Here is a 14884-nt window from a genome sequence, read left to right on the forward strand (position 1 = left end):
AGCTGAACTCACCGACGCGGGGTGGAGCAGCTCGGTAGCTCGCTGGGCTCATAACCCAGAGGTCGCAGGTTCAAATCCTGCCCCCGCTACTGTTCAGCTCTCGCCGGGCCCGAAGTGATTCGGGCTCGGCGGGAGCTTTTTCATATGCTCCACAATGAGCCCGGGTGCCCGGTAGCGGTCAGCACCCTCCCCAGCGAGCGCTCGCCAGCAGGGCAACGAACTCGACGACCACAGCGGTTCGGATCGAGTAAGCCGAATCGCACCGTGAGGATGTGCCGACGCGAATCATGGCAGCCGCCGCGGTGGTGAGGCGATCGGGCAGCTCAACGAGTCGGGGTGGGTTCCCGCTCGAGCGGCCACGATCGAGGTGTCGCACAACCGACGACCCGCGCCGATACCGAGACAGAGATTTCGGGCGCCGGTTGTGAGCGCGTACCGAGGGCCTACGACGCCCCCGCAGGGTCTCCGCAGCGCTGGATTGTGAGACGTGCGGACTCACCGGCCAACGTTTGTGGGTGTCTCACAACTGTGTTTCGTAAACGGGTGGGTTTCGGAACGAGCGCGCGTTGCAGCGCGATGTCGTTAGCCGGGCTGGGGGGTGACGGTGTGTGCGTCCGCGGGGCTGACGTGGATGGTGGCAGCGTTCAGGCGTCGGACGTCGGCGAGCAGGTGCCGTTCGACGTGGTGGGCAAGGTCATGGGCCTGCACCAGGGAGAGATCGGTCGCGGCGGTGACATCGACCTCGGCACGTAGGGTGTGGCCGATCCAGCGGATCCGCAGTTCGCGGATCTGCTGAACTCCGGGGACGCCCGCAATCGCCGTGCTGGCCTCGTCGACGATCTCGGGGTCGACAGCGTCCATGAGTCGGGCGCCGACCTGTTTGGTGGCCGAGCGGAGTACGCCGAGGATGGCGACGGTGATCGCCAGACCGATGATCGGGTCGGCCCACTGCCAGCCGAGAGCGACGCCGCCAGCGCCGACGAGGACAGCGAGGCTGGTGAACCCGTCAGTGCGCGCGTGCAGGCCGTCGGCGATCAGGGCAGCCGAGCCGATCTGTCGTCCGACGCGGATGCGGTAGCGGGCGACGAGCTCGTTGCCGAGGAAGCCGACCAGGCCGGCGCCGGCGACGGCCCAGAGATGGCTCACGTCACGGGGGTGAACGAGGCGGTCGATCGCCTGGAAGGCCGCGAGGACGCCGGACATGATGATCATGGCGACGACGAAGAGGCCGGCGAGGTCCTCGGCCCGGCCGTAGCCGTAGGTGTACCGCTTCGATGCGGGCCGGCGGGCCAGCGAAAACGCGATCAGCAACGGCACCGCGGTGAGGGCGTCGGCGACGTTGTGCAGCGTGTCACCCAGCAGCGCGACCGAACCGCTCACCACGACGACGACCGCCTGCAGCGCTGCCGTCACCAGCAACGCCACCAGACTGATCACCAACGCCCGGCGTCCCCGCGCGTCGGCCTCGAACGCGTGGTCGATCGCGTCGGCCGAATCATGGGAATGCCCGCCGATCAGGTCGGACAACGCATGGCGGAAACGCGACCACAGCGACGTCCCATGACCACCCACGTGACTGTGCGGATGATCATGACCGTGCCGGTGGGGGTGCGAGTGATCGTGGGTCTCCCCCGCTGAGGGGCGCTCCTGACGTTCCACGCCTCGAAGCTAACACGTATTCGCAGATGCGAATATGTTGCGATAATCGGTAGGGTCGACTCATGCACCGCGTGCGGCCTGACATCTACGAGCTGACCGAGTCCGACCATCCCGAGACCCTGACCGACCGCCAGGTGTCCGCCGCCGCGCTGGCCTTCAGCCTGCTCTCCGACGAGACTCGCGTCCGGATGCTCTGGGCGATGCGCGACTGCGAGCAGGACGTCACCAGCCTCGCCGCCGCCGCCGAGTGCCGGCAGACCGTTGCCAGCCAGCACCTGTCCAAACTCCGGCTGGCCGGCCTCGTCCAGACCCGCCGCGACGGACGACGCGTCCTCTACAGCGTGCACGGCGGCCACGTCCGCAACCTGCTCGTCGAAGCGCTCTTCCACGCCGACCACCAGGCAAGCGGCAAGCCCACACACACCTAACCCCACCCCGTCTGTCTTCACCCCACGCCTCAGACCGCGGGCAGCACGCCGCTCCACTGGACGGCGTGGGCCACCGCAGCCGGTGCCATGCCCAGGTCCCACGCGGTCAGCACCAGAGACAACAACGCGTGATCAATATCGGAGCACTCGCCGGAGGCGATCAGAACTCCGCTTGCCTCGAACATCGCTTTCGGATCGATCGGGTCGGTCACCAGGACCCCCGTCGGGTGTGGGCCCTCCGTGTGTCGGTAAGACCATCACCGACCGTACCCGCAGGTTCAGAGAACAGCGGCGACGCGCCCGCAACCCGCCCGGAGCACGAGACAGGTCCGTCGAGCTGCACTGGGCGATGGGTGCCCACTGCACTCGACGAGTGAGCGGGATCGTCGCCCCTCGGCGCCGATTCACGGGCGGCCGGTGAGAGCCGGCCGCCCGTCGATCGGTTCGCTGCCGTACTACTCGCTGACGTACTACTTGAAGACGATCTTCTTCTTGGAGAATTCGGCGATGACCTTCTTGAAGGCTGCGGCTTGGCTCCCGGGAACCTTGGTCACGATCAGCTCGCCCGGGCTCGTCCACCCCCCCTAGCCGACATCGACGGTCCCGCTGAACTTCCCGGGACGGCCCTTCACCGGGTCCTCGATCTGCCGCGGGTGCCGGTGACCGATGAGAACAACGAGTTGCTGCTTGCGGCCGACATCGATCGGGGCCGCGACGTACTCCAAGGTGCCCCCGTTGGGTGCCCCCTTCAGGGACTGCTGATTGCGCTCCTGGGCTTCTTTGACCTGCTGACGATCGAGGGACGGGTCGGGCATGAAGGCCTCCTGTTTCCGCGGCGGCGTATGCGGCGGTGTGTTCGGTTGGGTGCAGCTCGGACTGTGGGGCAGAGGGCCAGTCACGTCCTCTCAACCTCTGTCGGCTCCGGATTGGCAACCCCCCGAAGCCATCAGCACACGCGCACCGCGGACCACACTCGCTCCTGCTCGCCCCACCCGAACATTCGCACCACCGTCCACACCGGGCCGGACCTACGGCTCCACGCCGCTAGCGGCGACGCCAGATACGAGCCCATGCCACTCCTCACGGTCCTCGAATGCACAAGCGCCCTCGATCCCAGCCCTCGACCCGTCTCACGACCGTGTCGACAACAGACCCCGAACACCACGAAGACCCCAAGGCACGCGGATCTCGAGACATGCCGCCCACCACACACAACCCGGTCTCACAAACGGTCGATTCTGAGACGCGAGACGGCGTTGCCGGGCCCCGGCAAACGGATGCGGCGCGCACTGGGGACCAACTCCGACACCCGGCCGTGGTGAACCGACGGAGGGTGGGCGTTGCGGATCGGGGTGCCGGCGTTACGGCTGCGGCCGGTCGGTCTGCAGGCTGCTGAGCCGCCGATCGGCCAGACCCACTGCCACGCTCAGGTCGGCTGAGGGCATGACGTGCTGCACGGCTCGCTGGGCGGACGCGAGGACCCGCTTGATCTCGAGCCGGTCGATCGAGGGATGCAGAGCGGCGAGGTAGTTGACTGCCTGCGCCACTGCCTGTGGGGACTGCCGACCCCCTTCGTCGGTGGGGCTGACGCGGCGGGAGGTGGGCGTCTGCGGGGTGTCCACCGGCCGAAGGTATGACGAGTGGATCGGCGCCGTCGACGGGCCCTAAGTCCCATTTTGAGGCGCGCTCTTAGATTGTGGGTTACTTAGCTGCCACCCGGACCGCCGAGCGCGACTCAGCCGGCGATCGACGCTGCGCGCGGCCCCGAGACCGACGGCAGTAAGGCCGGCGGAGGCGGCGCTCTCGAGCCGGCTGTGAACCTGGATGCGGCGGTGGCGGCGTTGAGGTCGCGGGTCGGTTGTAGCTACGCCGGCGCCGAGATGTTGCTGCGCATGACGGCAGGTGAGCTCGGGGAGCGCGTGACCGATGTCGCGGCCTATGTCGAGCGTTTCGGCGAGCTGCCTTGACACGAGCCGACCATGCTGCTGACGGCTGAGGTTATCGAGGTCGGTACTGGCTGCGGTCGCCTTGTTCGAAGGCTGTGCCGATGTCGCGGCTGTGTCGTAGTGCGTTCTCAAGGTTCTCGTTCTTAGCTCGGATGGTCGCTGTGGGCTGCTGCTCGCGGGTCAGCGCGAGGGCCAATTCGTCTTGCGGATCTGCCTCACCAGGCGGTGTCGGCGCGATGACCGCGGCAGCGTCGACGGCGGCATTGCCGGCGGCAGCGTCGACGGCGGCATTGCCGGCGGCAGCGTCGACGGCGGCATTGCTGGCGGCAGCGTCGACGGCGGCGGTCACGTCTTCGACGTGGTGGAGCACGCCGGCAACGCTGGCTCCGTCGCGTAGCGGAGAGTTGATCGGTCGCCATACCCGCCGGACAAAGGTTCCGTCGCGTTCTGGCGCCGGAACGTCATAACGCTGCAACCGCGTGCGCTGCTGCGTGCCGCGCTGAAGCACCGTCTCCAGCGAGTGCCCGAGGTTCGCCACCGACTGCGCCTCGGGGGTGTCGGGGTTGTCGGGGAACGCCTCGAAGATCTGACGTCCCACGAGCGCCTCGGCCGGTTGCAGCGTCGCCTGCTGGTAGGCCTCGTTCACCGCCCGGATGCGCAGGTCACGGTCCAGGATGAGATATGGCGACGCTGTCGCGGTGAAGGCCTCGCGGCGCGCTTACTCTGTGGGCGCCTACCGGCCTGTGATCATGAGAGCGTCCTGCGGCGTCCTGCGGCGTCCTGCGGCGTCCTGCGGCGTCCTGCGGCGTCCTGCGGCGTCCTGCGGCGTCCGGGCGCGAGTGCGCCGGGGCGACACGGGAACGCCCCGTCCGGTAATGCGTCCTGGTTATCGGTGCGACGACGAGTGCGCCGCGGTCAGGGCGGAATGCAGTGCTCGCGTCGCTGCGCCCTGTGGGCGCCGTCGATCCCGCACCACCGTCAGGTCGTGCTCGGGGGGCGGTCGCCGTAGCGAGACCCGACCGACGCCGCCGTGCCCCGTGAGCGCGGAATCGGGCAGAAAGCCAATGCCGAGGCCTCCGGAGATCAGGTCGAGGGCCGACGATACGTCGGCTACCTCGAAGGCGACGCTGCGACGGAGGCTGTCCCGGGCGAAGGCAGCTTCGGCGATGCTCCGATTGCCCCAACCCGGCGGGAAGTCCACCCACGTCCGGTCGACGAGGTCGCTGAGCTCTACCCGTTTTCGACGCGCCAGCGGATCGTCGGACGCGCAGGCCAGGACGAGCTGGACCTTCCCCACGACCTCGATCTGTGCCCACCGTGGTGGGTCGGTCGGTGCGACGACGAGGGCCAGATCGACGTCACCGGCGGCCACAGCGCCCAGATAGTCCGTCGTCACGGTGGCGAGTTGCCGGATCGACACCGTCACCCGCGGGTAGGTGTCGTTGAAGTCGCGTAGCAACCGCGGCAGTTCGACGTTTCCCGTGGACAGCAGCGTTCCGAGCACGACCGAGCCCGACACCCCGTCGCGCAACGAGTCGAGATCCTGCTGCGCGGCCCGCACCTGAGCGAGCAGCGTGCTCGCGTGCTCGCGCAACACCACCCCGGCCGCGGTGAGTTCGATCCGGCGCGGCGTGCGCTCGAACAGCGGTTGCCCCAGTTCGCGCTCGAGTCGTGCGATCGCAGCAGAGACGGTCGACTGGACCACGTGGGCCCGGCGCGCACCGGCACCGAACCCGCCCTCGTCCACGACGGCAAGGAAGTAGGCCAGCTGCTGCAGCTCCACGCTTTCCATCATCGCATCTAACGATCGCAAACATCGAAATTCATCGTTGGACTAAATCAATTGCTCCGCGAAAAGTGAGAACTGCCGAGCAACCGCATCCGCCGAGGGGGGCCACCATGCACGGGCAGCCGCAGTCACCGCGGTCCCAGCCGCATCAGCACATGACGCGAACGGACGCGTGGACGCTGGTGACGGTCGACGTCGCGAGCGGCAGCCAGGTCGCCGTCGCCACGGGCGGTGACGCGCCCGGAGAGTTCCGCGTTCCGGCGTTCCTGGACGGGTTCGCTTCGGTGTCCGAGGTGGTCACACAGTGGGCAGCCCTGGAACCCGAACTGCGCGACCTGCGTCCGGGTGAGGGCCGGCTGCTCGACGGGCGCATCGGCACACTGCTGCGGTGGCCGCGCAAGGTGATGTGCTCGGGTCCCAATTTCGCCGACCACCTCACTGAGATGGGCGAGAGCGGTCTCGGCGACGACTGGGGTGGCTTCTTTTTCCTCAAGCCGCCGACTACCACCGTGATCGGCCCCTATGACCCGGTGATCGTCAATCCGACCTGGCGCGCCGATCGGGTGGATTGGGAGGGCGAGCTCGCCGTCGTCCTGGCCACCGGAGGCCGCGACCTCACCCCAGCCGAGGCGAGCGATCACATCGCCGGTTACACCGTCGCCAACGACATCTCCTTGCGCGGCCCCCACCGTCGCAGCGCCTCACCGGCGCCGCTCGCATGGGACTGGGTGGCGTCGAAAGCCGCCGACTCGTCGCTACCGCTCGGCCCGGGACTGCGGCCGCACTGGCTCGTCTCCGACCCCAGGCGTCTACGCATACGGACCCGGGTGAACGGCCTCCTGAAGCAGGACGGCTGCACCGCCGACATGGTGCTGGACGTCGCGCACCTCGTCGCCGCCGCCAGCCGGTTGCTGACCCTCGAGGCAGGCGACGTGATCGTGACCGGCACGCCCGCCGGCGTCGGTGCCGGCCACAACGAATTCCTGCGCCCTGGCGACGAGGTGTCAGTCGAGATCGACGGCATCGGACGACTGCACAACCGCATCCACCTACGCCATGACACCCCACCACGCCACGACACCCCACCACGCCACGACGCACGCCGCGTCGGGAACGGAGAAGGACAGTGACCATCAGACCAGCGAGCGGGGCCGGCGTCACACACCTGCGCAGCATCGCCATCTCGGCGCAGAACCCCACCGACCTGCTCGACTTCTACACCGACACCTGGGGGCTGGACCCCGTCGAGTCCACCTCCGACGGTTCGCTGCACCTACGTGCGCGCAGCCCCGAACACCACGTGTTTTCCCTGGTGCCCGGTGACGGCCATTCGCTGGAGCGGATCACGCTCGGTGCCGACTCGCGGGCGGCCGTCGACGGCATTGCCGCCCGGGCCGCGGCCGCGGGCGTCACCGTGGAACGCCAACCCGGCTCGAGCGACCAGCCCGGCGGCGGCTACGCCACCGTGTTGCGCGATCCCGAGGGCCGTCGCGTCGAGATCAGCGCCGATGTCGTCGAACACGCCATCCCGGCCGAACGAACGTTCGGACCCGATCGGCTCTCACACATCGTCCTGAACTCGACCGCGCTGAAGGCGAGCGAGGAGTTCTACACCGAGGTCCTCGGCTTCCGCGTCAGCGACAGGTACGAGAACGACCAGATGGTGTTCCTCTCGTGCAACGACCTGCACCACTGCGTCGTGCTCGCCCCGGGCGAATGGGTCTCACTGAACCACGTAGCGTTTGAGGTGGCCTCGATCGACGAAGTGATGCGGGCGCTCGGACGGATGCGTCGCAACGGCTACGACACCGTGTGGGGCCCCGGCCGCCACGGGCCCGGCGGCAATGTCTTTTGCTACTTCGTCGACCCGGTCGGGAACGTCATCGAGTACACCGCCGACCTCATCGTGCTCGATCACGACTGGCAGGCACACTCCTGGGTCCGGAATCAGGGCAACGCCGACGTGTGGGGAACCAGCGGCGGCATCAACCCCACGGTGCTCGCGGCGATGAGCAACCCGCCGGCGTCAGTTCCCAGGCCGGCGGTCTCCCTCGCGTCGGCCCAGGGGACGTCGGTGCCGGGGGTTGCGTCATGAAGGCGATCGTCCTGCCCGAGTTCGGCTCGCCGGACGTACTGGGCTTCGATGAAGTGCCCGACACCGTGCCCCGCCCTGGTGAGGTGCGCGTCCGCGTCAAGGCGATCGCCGTAGCAAGCACCAAGGACGTCGCCACGCGCGCCGGCCGCCCGCCCTTCGCGTCCCAGGTCCCCGGCTTCCCGCACGTGCTCGGCACCGAGTGCGCGGGAGTCGTCGACTCGGTCGGCGTCGGCGTCGATGAAGACATCGTGGGTGGCCGCGTCGCTGTCTCGGCCGTACTGTCCTGCGGCCGGTGTCGTGCCTGCGAGGTCGACCGCGAGGAGGCCTGTGCGCAGTTCCGCCTCGTCGGCGTTCATCGGCACGGGAGCTACGCCGAATACGTCACGGTGCCGCTGGCGAATGTGCAGCCTTTACCCGACGAGGTGCCCCTGACCGACGCGGCTGCCCTCGCCGCGAACGGCGGGGTCGCGCGGGCCCAACTCGACGCCGGCGCCGTCGGTCCCGACTCGACCGTGCTCGTCATCGGCGCCGGAGGATCACTCGGCTCGACCGCGGCCGCGCTCGCCGCGTTCCGAGGGGCGCGGGTCATCGGCGTCGACCGCCTCTCCGCGCACCCCGACTGCCTGGACGGGCTGCCCCTGCACGCAGCGCTGGACGGCGACCCGGCGGATCTCACCGACCGGCTCGACGCCGCCACGGGGGGCTCGGGGATCGACTGCGTCGTCGACAACCTGGGTCTGCCCTCGGTGTTCGCCGCCTACCAGCCCGTGCTCGCCGCCATGGGACGGATCATCGTGTCCGGCGCGGTCCAGCACGAGCCGCTGCCTATCCGGCTGCTCCCGTTATACCTCCACTCGCAGTCACTCATCGGCGTTCGCACCGGCAATCGTGAGCAGATCGCCGGCCTGTGGCGCGACGTGGCACGCGGGTTCCGCCCGCCACCGTCGCACGTCCATCCGCTGTCCTGGACCCACGTCGCGCTCGCCCACCGACGGGTCGAGGCCGGCACCGCCGGTGGCCAGAGCGTGCTGGAGGTCCCGTGAGCGCCGGCGGTGTCGTGCTTGCCTGCGACGACGGTTCTGCAGGCTCCCGCAACGCGATGCGACACGGCATGGACCTGCTGCGCCCGACCTCCGTAGTCGTGCTGACCGTGTGGGAGCCGCTCGATCTGCAGCTGCGCAGGGTCGCCGCGTTCGGCAACATCGCCGCGGCGACAGTATCGGCCGAGTTCGACATCGAGGAGGAAGCCGCAGCGCGGCATACCGCCGCGGAGGGAGTTCGGCATGCGGTCGAGAACGGGCTTCGGGCCGAGGCCCGCGTCGCGCGCTGCGGTGACGCGGTGTGGCGGACCGTCGTCGAGACCGCACGTGAGCTGCAGGTCGACACCATCCTGCTGGGCTCACGCGGCCGCGGACGGCTGCGCTCGGAGCTGCTGGGCAGCACCTCGCATCACGTTCTCGGCCACGCAACCTGTCCCGTGCTCGTTGTTCCGGAACCGGAGGTAGATCGATGACCTCGCGTCGCTGGACCGAGCAGCGGTGGCTCATCGACCAGGCCATCACCACCTCGGGGATGGAATTCGACCAGCACCGCCTGGGGTATTACCTCGGCCCCGTCAACGACCCCTACGTCGCAGCCGATCGCGCCGTTCTGCTCGGCGGCATCCATTCGCTGGCCGACTTCACCCCACTGGTCGCCGCCCGAGCCGCCCACCGCGATCGGCTCGCCGATATCGCGGCCAGCGCGGATCGCGTCGCGACAGCGGGCGCGCACCGCTTCGCCGCCGCCATGCTGTGGGAGATGGCCGAGTGGCCCTGCTGGCACACCGACGACGCGCTGCGCGACCTCGACCGTCACAAGAACAATTCCTACGACACCTGGGCGACCACGGCCGACCATGACGTTCTGTCGCTCGACATCCCCAGCCCGGCCGGCGCGCTCCCGGCACACCTGCACCTGCCACGCGGTGCCGTCCTTCCGCCCGTCGTGATCGCAATTCCCGGCATGGACGCGGGGCGAGTGACGCTGGTGAGCCGGGTGGCGGACCCGTTGATCTCGCGCGGCGTCGCCGTGCTGGCCGTCGACGGCCCCGGCCAGCACGAGGCGGCCATCCGCGGAATCCACACGACCCCGCAGGCCTGGGCCGACCTCGGCCCGGCACTGGTCGAATGCCTACGCGCGCGCGGCGATGTAGACATGTCCCGCATCGTGGTCACCGGCACGAGCTTCGGCTCCTTCTTCGCCACGTTCATGGCAGCACACGCGCCCGGCTTGTTCGCCGGCCTCGCCGTGGCGCTGCCGGTGTTCGAACCGGGCGCGCGCGCCATCTTCGAGGAGGCGGCTCCGTCCTACCGCGAGCGGCACATGTGGATGGCGGGCGTCGACGACGACGTCGCCTTCGACAAATTCCGTGCCGGGTACGACCTGCGGCCCGTCGCGGGCAACCTCAATCTGCCCTGGCTGATCGTGTGCGGCGGAGGCGACGAGCTCTCGCCGACCCACTGGGTCGACGAGTTGGCCGCTGTCGCCCCAGCCGCCAGCACCGTACTGCGTTACGAGGGAGCACGTCACGACATGGGCGGCAGCGCCTCGACCGTGCAAGGCCCGCCGTGGCAGAACGAGATGAGCGACTGGCTCGCCGCAACCGCGCTCACCGCGGCTCCCGATTTACCTCCGCTGCGCACAGTTGACCGCACCGGCCACGTGCACACCGATTGACCTTCGCCTCTGCTCCCACTCGGATAGAAACCTGTGTCACATCAGGCAGTACCCGACGTCCGGGAACAGGGCCGCCGCGTGAGTTCCGATGCCGTGGCGCGGCTGCGGTAACGGGACGCCGACTTTTCTCACTACCGCGCAAACAACCTGGTCGCGTTGCGGGTGGTGAGCCCGCGCCAGGTGTCGTCGTCCGGTTGTCGCGCGGCGTCCACGGACGCCACCTGCTGCGCGGTAGCGTCGACCGGGGTCCAGCAGTAGTCGCTGCCGTAGACCAGGCAATCGGAACCGAACACCTCGAGGCGCCCTCCAAGCGATGCAACGGGCGAAGCAAGCCGTGGGCGAGGTCGCGGGGGGCGAGGCACCTTGCGCCTGGGCATCCTCTAGGGCCTGACGCCGCCGCAAATCTGGGATGCGCTCGCCCGGTTCCGAGCCGCGCATCCCGCCGTGGATCTTCGCCTGACCGGACCCCGGGCCGAGGGCTCCGCCGATCACACCTCTCGCGTGCGCGACGGCGCCCTCGACGCCGCCGTCGTCATCTCCTCGGGCGCGGTCGCCGGTGTCACGCAGTACGCGTTGCACGCCGAGGACCTGTTGCTCGCCTGCCCGGACGGGCACCCGCTGACCCGGGCAGCCGGGGTGTCGATGCTCGATCTCGTCGACGAGGCCCTGATCGACTTTCCTCGCGGATGGGGTGTGCGCACAGCCGTCGACAACGCCTTCGCCGGTGCCGGCGTCGCCGCGCGCGAGCCGGCGGTCGAGATGAACGACGTGTCGTCCATCCTGCACCTGGTCAGGCTCGGTGTGGGGGTCGCCTTCGTGCCGTCCATCATGCGCGACACCGCCACGGACCTGACCTACCTCCGGGTGAGCGGCCGACCCCCCGGCTACCGCATCTGCCTGGCCGTTCCCGGCACCCGGCCCGTCACCCCCACCGCACGGACGTTTCTCGCGGAAGCCGTTCAGAGGTAGGTGACGGGCCGGGTCGGTCACGTGGTGCAGACCATGCCGGGGGCGGGGAGCGCCCTGGTGCTTAGGTAGTCGACGAGATGCTCCTGCACGCAGGGCGAGAACAGGAACATGGAGTAGTCGTCACCGCGCCGGGTCAGGACGACGCTGCCGGGCAGTTGGGCGGCGAGGCCGAACCCCCACGAGTAGGCCGAGCTGGACTGGTGGCTGGACTGCATAATCAGCGCAGGCGCGACGCCGGGGACGGTGCGCACTGGGGTCGCCGCGGCCGCGCGCGGCGGGACGGGCCAGCCGACGCAGCCGGCGACGGATTCCCAGGCCTGCGTGGCCCCGTACAGGTGTGCAGAGAGCTCGGTGACCATCCGTCGCAGCGCGGTCAGTTCGCCGAACGACGTGACGCGCACGGGGTTGTCCACGCACGCGTGGGTCAGCACTTCGACGCGGTTGAGCGTCTTGTCCTGCGGGCGGGTGAAGGCGGATGCGTCACCGCGACGGGCGTCAAGGATGGCTCGGGCGAGCAGCGGCTGACGTGGACCCTGTCGTCGTTGTCGGTTCAGGTCGCCAGGGTTTGTAGGTTCTCGGGTTCGGGGTTGGGTCGCCAGGTGGCGGCGACTTCGGTTGGGGTGCGGTAGCCGATCCCGGAGTGGGGTCGGTGGTGGTAGGTCTGGATGTAGTCGCCGATCTCGGTCCGGGCCTGCTCGATGGTCTCCCACTCCGCGCGCCAGGCGCAGCGTTTCTTGAATTGTCCGAACCAGGACTCGATGAAGGCCTGGGATTCGGGGTCGCGGTAGCCGCCGCGGCGGTGGGTGACGCCGCGCGCCGAGAGGTGCGTGCGGAAGTCGCGGGCGGTGAACTGGCTGCCGTTGTCCGAGCCGAGGGTGAGTCGGCCGGGTGGGACGGCGCGGGCGATGAGACCGGCCTCGACGCAGGCGATCGCCTCTTCTGTGCGGGTGCGCAGGTCGACGCGCCAGCAGGTGACCTCTCGGGTGCAGCAGTCGACGGCGACGTGCAGATAGACCCAGCCGTGGGCTGCGGTCCAGACCTTGGTCATGTCGATGTGCCAGAGCTCGTCGGGGCGGGTGACCCGAAAGAACCCCGGTCGGCGACGGCGATCGGTATTGCGGGTGCGCTGCAGCAGTCGGTGCTCACGCATGACCCGCTGCACCCGTTTGCGGTTCACCGCCTCGCCCAGCTCGCGGGAGGCAAGTGCTGCGACCATGCGGGTGCCGTCGGTCGGGTTCGCCTTCGCCACCTCGACGATTGATTCATCACCCGGCCGGCCACGACGGCCATCACCCGGACCGGCCGCGGCAGGGCGGCGGCTGATCGGGCGATAGACCGACTGGCGTGAGATGCCGGCGACGCGGGCGACGACGGCGGGTTTGCGCCCGGTGGCGATCACGGCGCGGGCCCTGAACTGGCACCTGGACACCCGGGTGCTCACGTCCAGTCCCGCGAGAGTTCCCCCGCGATCTCCAACTCATAGGTCTTGCGCCCGAGCGCACGCTCCAGGCTGGCGATCTTCTTCTTCGCCTCAGCCAGCTCCGCCGCCTCCGGCGGCTTCTTGTCCCGCGACGTGGCCAGGGCGGCCTTGCCGCCTTCCAGCAGCCGGTCGCGCCACTGGTAGAACAGCGCCTCGCTGATCTCGTACTCGCGACACACATCGCGAACCGAACGATCACCGCGCAGGCCGGCCAGCACGATCTCGGTCTTCTGCTCCGGCGTGAACGTCCGGTACTTCCGCTTCTCGCTCATCCACCCTCCTCGGGGTGATCAGAGCGACCATTCTCTCAAGCCATCGCCGAGAGAAACCGTCAACGAGCTACCGGGGTCCGCGTCACTTTCCATCATCGCGTTGTCCAGGCCGTCGCCGACGGTCCCGAAGCTAGGGAGCAGGCCAGCGGAGCGGATCTTCTCCCCGAACACCCACGACGTGAATTGACTGCCGTGGTCCGCGTGGACTATTCCGCCAGGCTCTGGCCGCCGGTTGCGGATGGCCATGTCGAGGGCGTTGACCACGAGGGTCGCGTCTTGTTTCGAGTCGATCGACCAACCGACGATGCGGCGGCTGAACGCATCCAGCACTGCCGCGCAGTAGAGCCACCCTTCTCTCGTTCTGTGTTGCGTAATGTCGGTGACCCATAGCTCGTTGGGTCGTAGTCGATGGAACTTGCGGTTGACCAGATCGTCGGCGGTGACGACGCCTCGGAGCCGCTTGACTCGCGTTGGGCCGGGCAGCCCGTACAACCCGGCCTCGGTCATGAGCACCGACACCGTGCGTTCGCAGACGGTGACGCCCATGCCCATCGTCAGCTCGGCATGGACGCGGCGGTAGCCGTAGGTGCCACGCGAGGCGACGTGCACCTCGCGGATCAGCCCGGTCAACCACTGCCGCCGCAGCTGCGTCTTCGTGATCGGTGCGCGTTTGGCGAGGTAGTAGTTCTGCCGGTTGACCCCGAGCACCCGGCAGGCACGGTCGACGGGAACCCCGGCGTCAGCGAGACGCTCGATCACCTCCGAAGAGCCTTTTGGGCGGGGCCGGTCCTCCCCGAGGAACTTCGCCGCCTGCCGGATGATCACCAGTTCGGCCTCAAGCTCTCGGATACGTCGCCGCGCCGCGCGCAGCTCCGCGGACTCGGTGGAGCTGAGACCGGGGATCTCGCCGCGGTCAACGCGATCTTGCTTGACCCACGTCGACAGCGTGACCGGATGGATGCCCAGCTCGGTCGCGGTCTGCTTCTGTTCCTTGCCGGCCCGGACCAGGGCAACAGCCCGGGCACGGAACTCAGCGGGATAGGCACGGGGCACGATGTTCAGCCTCTCGATGAGGCAGCCACTTAGCCAGCAGAACTGGAACGTTTCCGGTGGGTCAGGTCAAACTGTCACCCGTTCGTGCAGCAGACCCGTCTACGCCCGCGCAGTCGGACCACCTGCACTGCATGCGTGCGGATGGTCCGGGGTCTGATGACCGCCAGGAGCCGGACAGACCCGTTCGACCTCGTGGTCGGGCGCAGGTGGGCGGCGCTCATAGTCGAGGTCCTGCTGGCCTGCGATGAGGTCCTGCTGGCCGGCGATGAGCCGATGCGCTTCGGCGAGATCGTCGACGGCGTGCCGGGGCTGACCAAACGGCTGCTCAACGAGTTGGAAGAGGCCGGCGTGGAGCGTCGCGAGGTGCGAACCGCCAGGCCGTCCGTGATCACGTACGCCCTTGTCGACGCCGAACTGGTGAGGACCGGGCTACGAGCTCTACGGGCGTGGAGCAATCAAGTCTCGACCTGATACG

The 14884-nt window shown here is 68.9% G+C and carries 18 protein-coding genes, 1 tRNA gene and 2 pseudogenes; 10 read left to right on the forward strand and 11 right to left on the reverse strand.

Annotated features, from left to right (window positions below):
- Positions 1–15 precede the first annotated feature (15 nt).
- A tRNA-Met gene (locus AC0NZQ_RS21570) sits at positions 16–89 on the forward strand.
- A 493-nt stretch (positions 90–582) separates the two neighbouring features.
- Here the strand turns inward: AC0NZQ_RS21570 and AC0NZQ_RS21575 are convergent.
- Positions 583–1527: a cation diffusion facilitator family transporter gene (locus AC0NZQ_RS21575; RefSeq protein ID WP_474532181.1), complete on the reverse strand. Its 945-nt coding sequence runs from the start codon at positions 1525–1527 to the stop codon at positions 583–585.
- Between the two features lie 194 nt (positions 1528–1721).
- Here AC0NZQ_RS21575 and AC0NZQ_RS21580 point away from each other — a divergent pair, with 194 nt between their 5' ends.
- Entirely contained in the window at positions 1722–2087 is a 366-nt protein-coding gene (locus AC0NZQ_RS21580; protein WP_474532183.1) for an ArsR/SmtB family transcription factor, read from the forward strand.
- A gap of 29 nt (positions 2088–2116) precedes the next feature.
- On the opposite strand, the gene AC0NZQ_RS21585 is transcribed toward AC0NZQ_RS21580, so the two are convergent.
- The 3 genes from AC0NZQ_RS21585 to AC0NZQ_RS21595 all read right to left on the reverse strand — a co-directional run bounded on the left by AC0NZQ_RS21585 (position 2117) and on the right by AC0NZQ_RS21595 (position 3709).
- Complete coding sequence (locus AC0NZQ_RS21585; protein ID WP_474532184.1) at positions 2117–2299, reverse strand: hypothetical protein; 183 nt, start codon at positions 2297–2299, stop codon at positions 2117–2119.
- A 372-nt stretch (positions 2300–2671) separates the two neighbouring features.
- Entirely contained in the window at positions 2672–2902 is a 231-nt protein-coding gene (locus AC0NZQ_RS21590; protein WP_474532185.1) for a hypothetical protein, read from the reverse strand.
- 546 nt (positions 2903–3448) lie between these two features.
- A complete protein-coding gene (locus AC0NZQ_RS21595; protein WP_474532186.1) occupies positions 3449–3709 on the reverse strand; it encodes a hypothetical protein in 261 nt (86 codons plus the stop codon).
- 192 nt (positions 3710–3901) lie between these two features.
- Here AC0NZQ_RS21595 and AC0NZQ_RS21600 point away from each other — a divergent pair, with 192 nt between their 5' ends.
- Positions 3902–4054, forward strand: coding sequence for a hypothetical protein (locus AC0NZQ_RS21600; RefSeq protein ID WP_474532187.1), 153 nt, complete (start codon positions 3902–3904; stop codon positions 4052–4054).
- A 31-nt stretch (positions 4055–4085) separates the two neighbouring features.
- Here AC0NZQ_RS21600 and AC0NZQ_RS21605 read toward each other — a convergent pair.
- Both AC0NZQ_RS21605 and AC0NZQ_RS21610 read right to left on the reverse strand, forming a co-directional pair.
- Positions 4086–4730: pseudogene (locus AC0NZQ_RS21605) on the reverse strand (PAS domain-containing protein); the annotation flags it as partial.
- Between the two features lie 189 nt (positions 4731–4919).
- Positions 4920–5816 carry a LysR family transcriptional regulator gene (locus AC0NZQ_RS21610; protein WP_474532188.1) on the reverse strand — a complete coding sequence of 299 codons (897 nt, stop codon included), beginning with the start codon at positions 5814–5816 and terminating at the stop codon, positions 4920–4922.
- A 188-nt stretch (positions 5817–6004) separates the two neighbouring features.
- Here AC0NZQ_RS21610 and AC0NZQ_RS21615 point away from each other — a divergent pair, with 188 nt between their 5' ends.
- From AC0NZQ_RS21615 to AC0NZQ_RS21635, 5 genes are read left to right on the forward strand one after another with little or no spacing between them, the layout of a single operon-like run.
- Positions 6005–6952, forward strand: coding sequence for a fumarylacetoacetate hydrolase family protein (locus AC0NZQ_RS21615; protein ID WP_474532189.1), 948 nt, complete (start codon positions 6005–6007; stop codon positions 6950–6952).
- Positions 6949–7917 (forward strand): VOC family protein, encoded by a 969-nt coding sequence (locus tag AC0NZQ_RS21620; RefSeq protein WP_474532190.1) that lies wholly within the window; start codon positions 6949–6951, stop codon positions 7915–7917. Before AC0NZQ_RS21615 ends, AC0NZQ_RS21620 begins: the two co-directional genes overlap by 4 nt.
- Complete coding sequence (locus AC0NZQ_RS21625) at positions 7914–8960, forward strand: quinone oxidoreductase family protein (RefSeq protein ID WP_474532191.1); 1047 nt, start codon at positions 7914–7916, stop codon at positions 8958–8960. The genes AC0NZQ_RS21620 and AC0NZQ_RS21625 overlap by 4 nt, the downstream gene beginning before the upstream one ends.
- Positions 8957–9430: a universal stress protein gene (locus AC0NZQ_RS21630; RefSeq protein ID WP_474532192.1), complete on the forward strand. Its 474-nt coding sequence runs from the start codon at positions 8957–8959 to the stop codon at positions 9428–9430. Before AC0NZQ_RS21625 ends, AC0NZQ_RS21630 begins: the two co-directional genes overlap by 4 nt.
- Entirely contained in the window at positions 9427–10635 is a 1209-nt protein-coding gene (locus tag AC0NZQ_RS21635) for an alpha/beta hydrolase family protein (RefSeq protein WP_474532193.1), read from the forward strand. The genes AC0NZQ_RS21630 and AC0NZQ_RS21635 overlap by 4 nt, the downstream gene beginning before the upstream one ends.
- 131 nt (positions 10636–10766) lie before the next feature.
- On the opposite strand, the gene AC0NZQ_RS21640 is transcribed toward AC0NZQ_RS21635, so the two are convergent.
- On the reverse strand, positions 10767–10928 hold the full coding sequence (locus tag AC0NZQ_RS21640; RefSeq protein WP_474532194.1) for a hypothetical protein: 162 nt from the start codon (positions 10926–10928) through the stop codon (positions 10767–10769).
- Between the two features lie 109 nt (positions 10929–11037).
- Between AC0NZQ_RS21640 and AC0NZQ_RS21645 the strand changes: the two genes are divergently transcribed.
- Positions 11038–11604, forward strand: coding sequence for a LysR family transcriptional regulator substrate-binding protein (locus AC0NZQ_RS21645; protein ID WP_474532229.1), 567 nt, complete (start codon positions 11038–11040; stop codon positions 11602–11604).
- A 17-nt stretch (positions 11605–11621) separates the two neighbouring features.
- Here AC0NZQ_RS21645 and AC0NZQ_RS21650 read toward each other — a convergent pair whose 3' ends face one another.
- From AC0NZQ_RS21650 to AC0NZQ_RS21665, 4 genes and pseudogenes are all read right to left on the reverse strand, one after another.
- Positions 11622–12017, reverse strand: a complete 396-nt coding sequence (locus tag AC0NZQ_RS21650) for an alpha/beta hydrolase (RefSeq protein ID WP_474532195.1) — start codon at positions 12015–12017, stop codon at positions 11622–11624.
- 137 nt (positions 12018–12154) lie between these two features.
- Positions 12155–13003 carry an IS3 family transposase gene (locus AC0NZQ_RS21655; RefSeq protein WP_474532196.1) on the reverse strand — a complete coding sequence of 283 codons (849 nt, stop codon included), beginning with the start codon at positions 13001–13003 and terminating at the stop codon, positions 12155–12157.
- Between the two features lie 38 nt (positions 13004–13041).
- Positions 13042–13356 (reverse strand): transposase, encoded by a 315-nt coding sequence (locus tag AC0NZQ_RS21660; protein WP_474532197.1) that lies wholly within the window; start codon positions 13354–13356, stop codon positions 13042–13044.
- Positions 13357–13440: 84 nt separating this feature from the next.
- Positions 13441–14409 (reverse strand): annotated as a pseudogene (locus AC0NZQ_RS21665) (IS3 family transposase); the annotation flags it as partial.
- A gap of 156 nt (positions 14410–14565) precedes the next feature.
- On the opposite strand from AC0NZQ_RS21665, the gene AC0NZQ_RS21670 reads away from it, so the two are divergent.
- Positions 14566–14880 (forward strand): winged helix-turn-helix transcriptional regulator, encoded by a 315-nt coding sequence (locus tag AC0NZQ_RS21670; RefSeq protein ID WP_474532198.1) that lies wholly within the window; start codon positions 14566–14568, stop codon positions 14878–14880.
- Positions 14881–14884 lie beyond the last annotated feature (4 nt).

Source organism: Jatrophihabitans sp. sgz311053 (genome assembly GCF_056135305.1).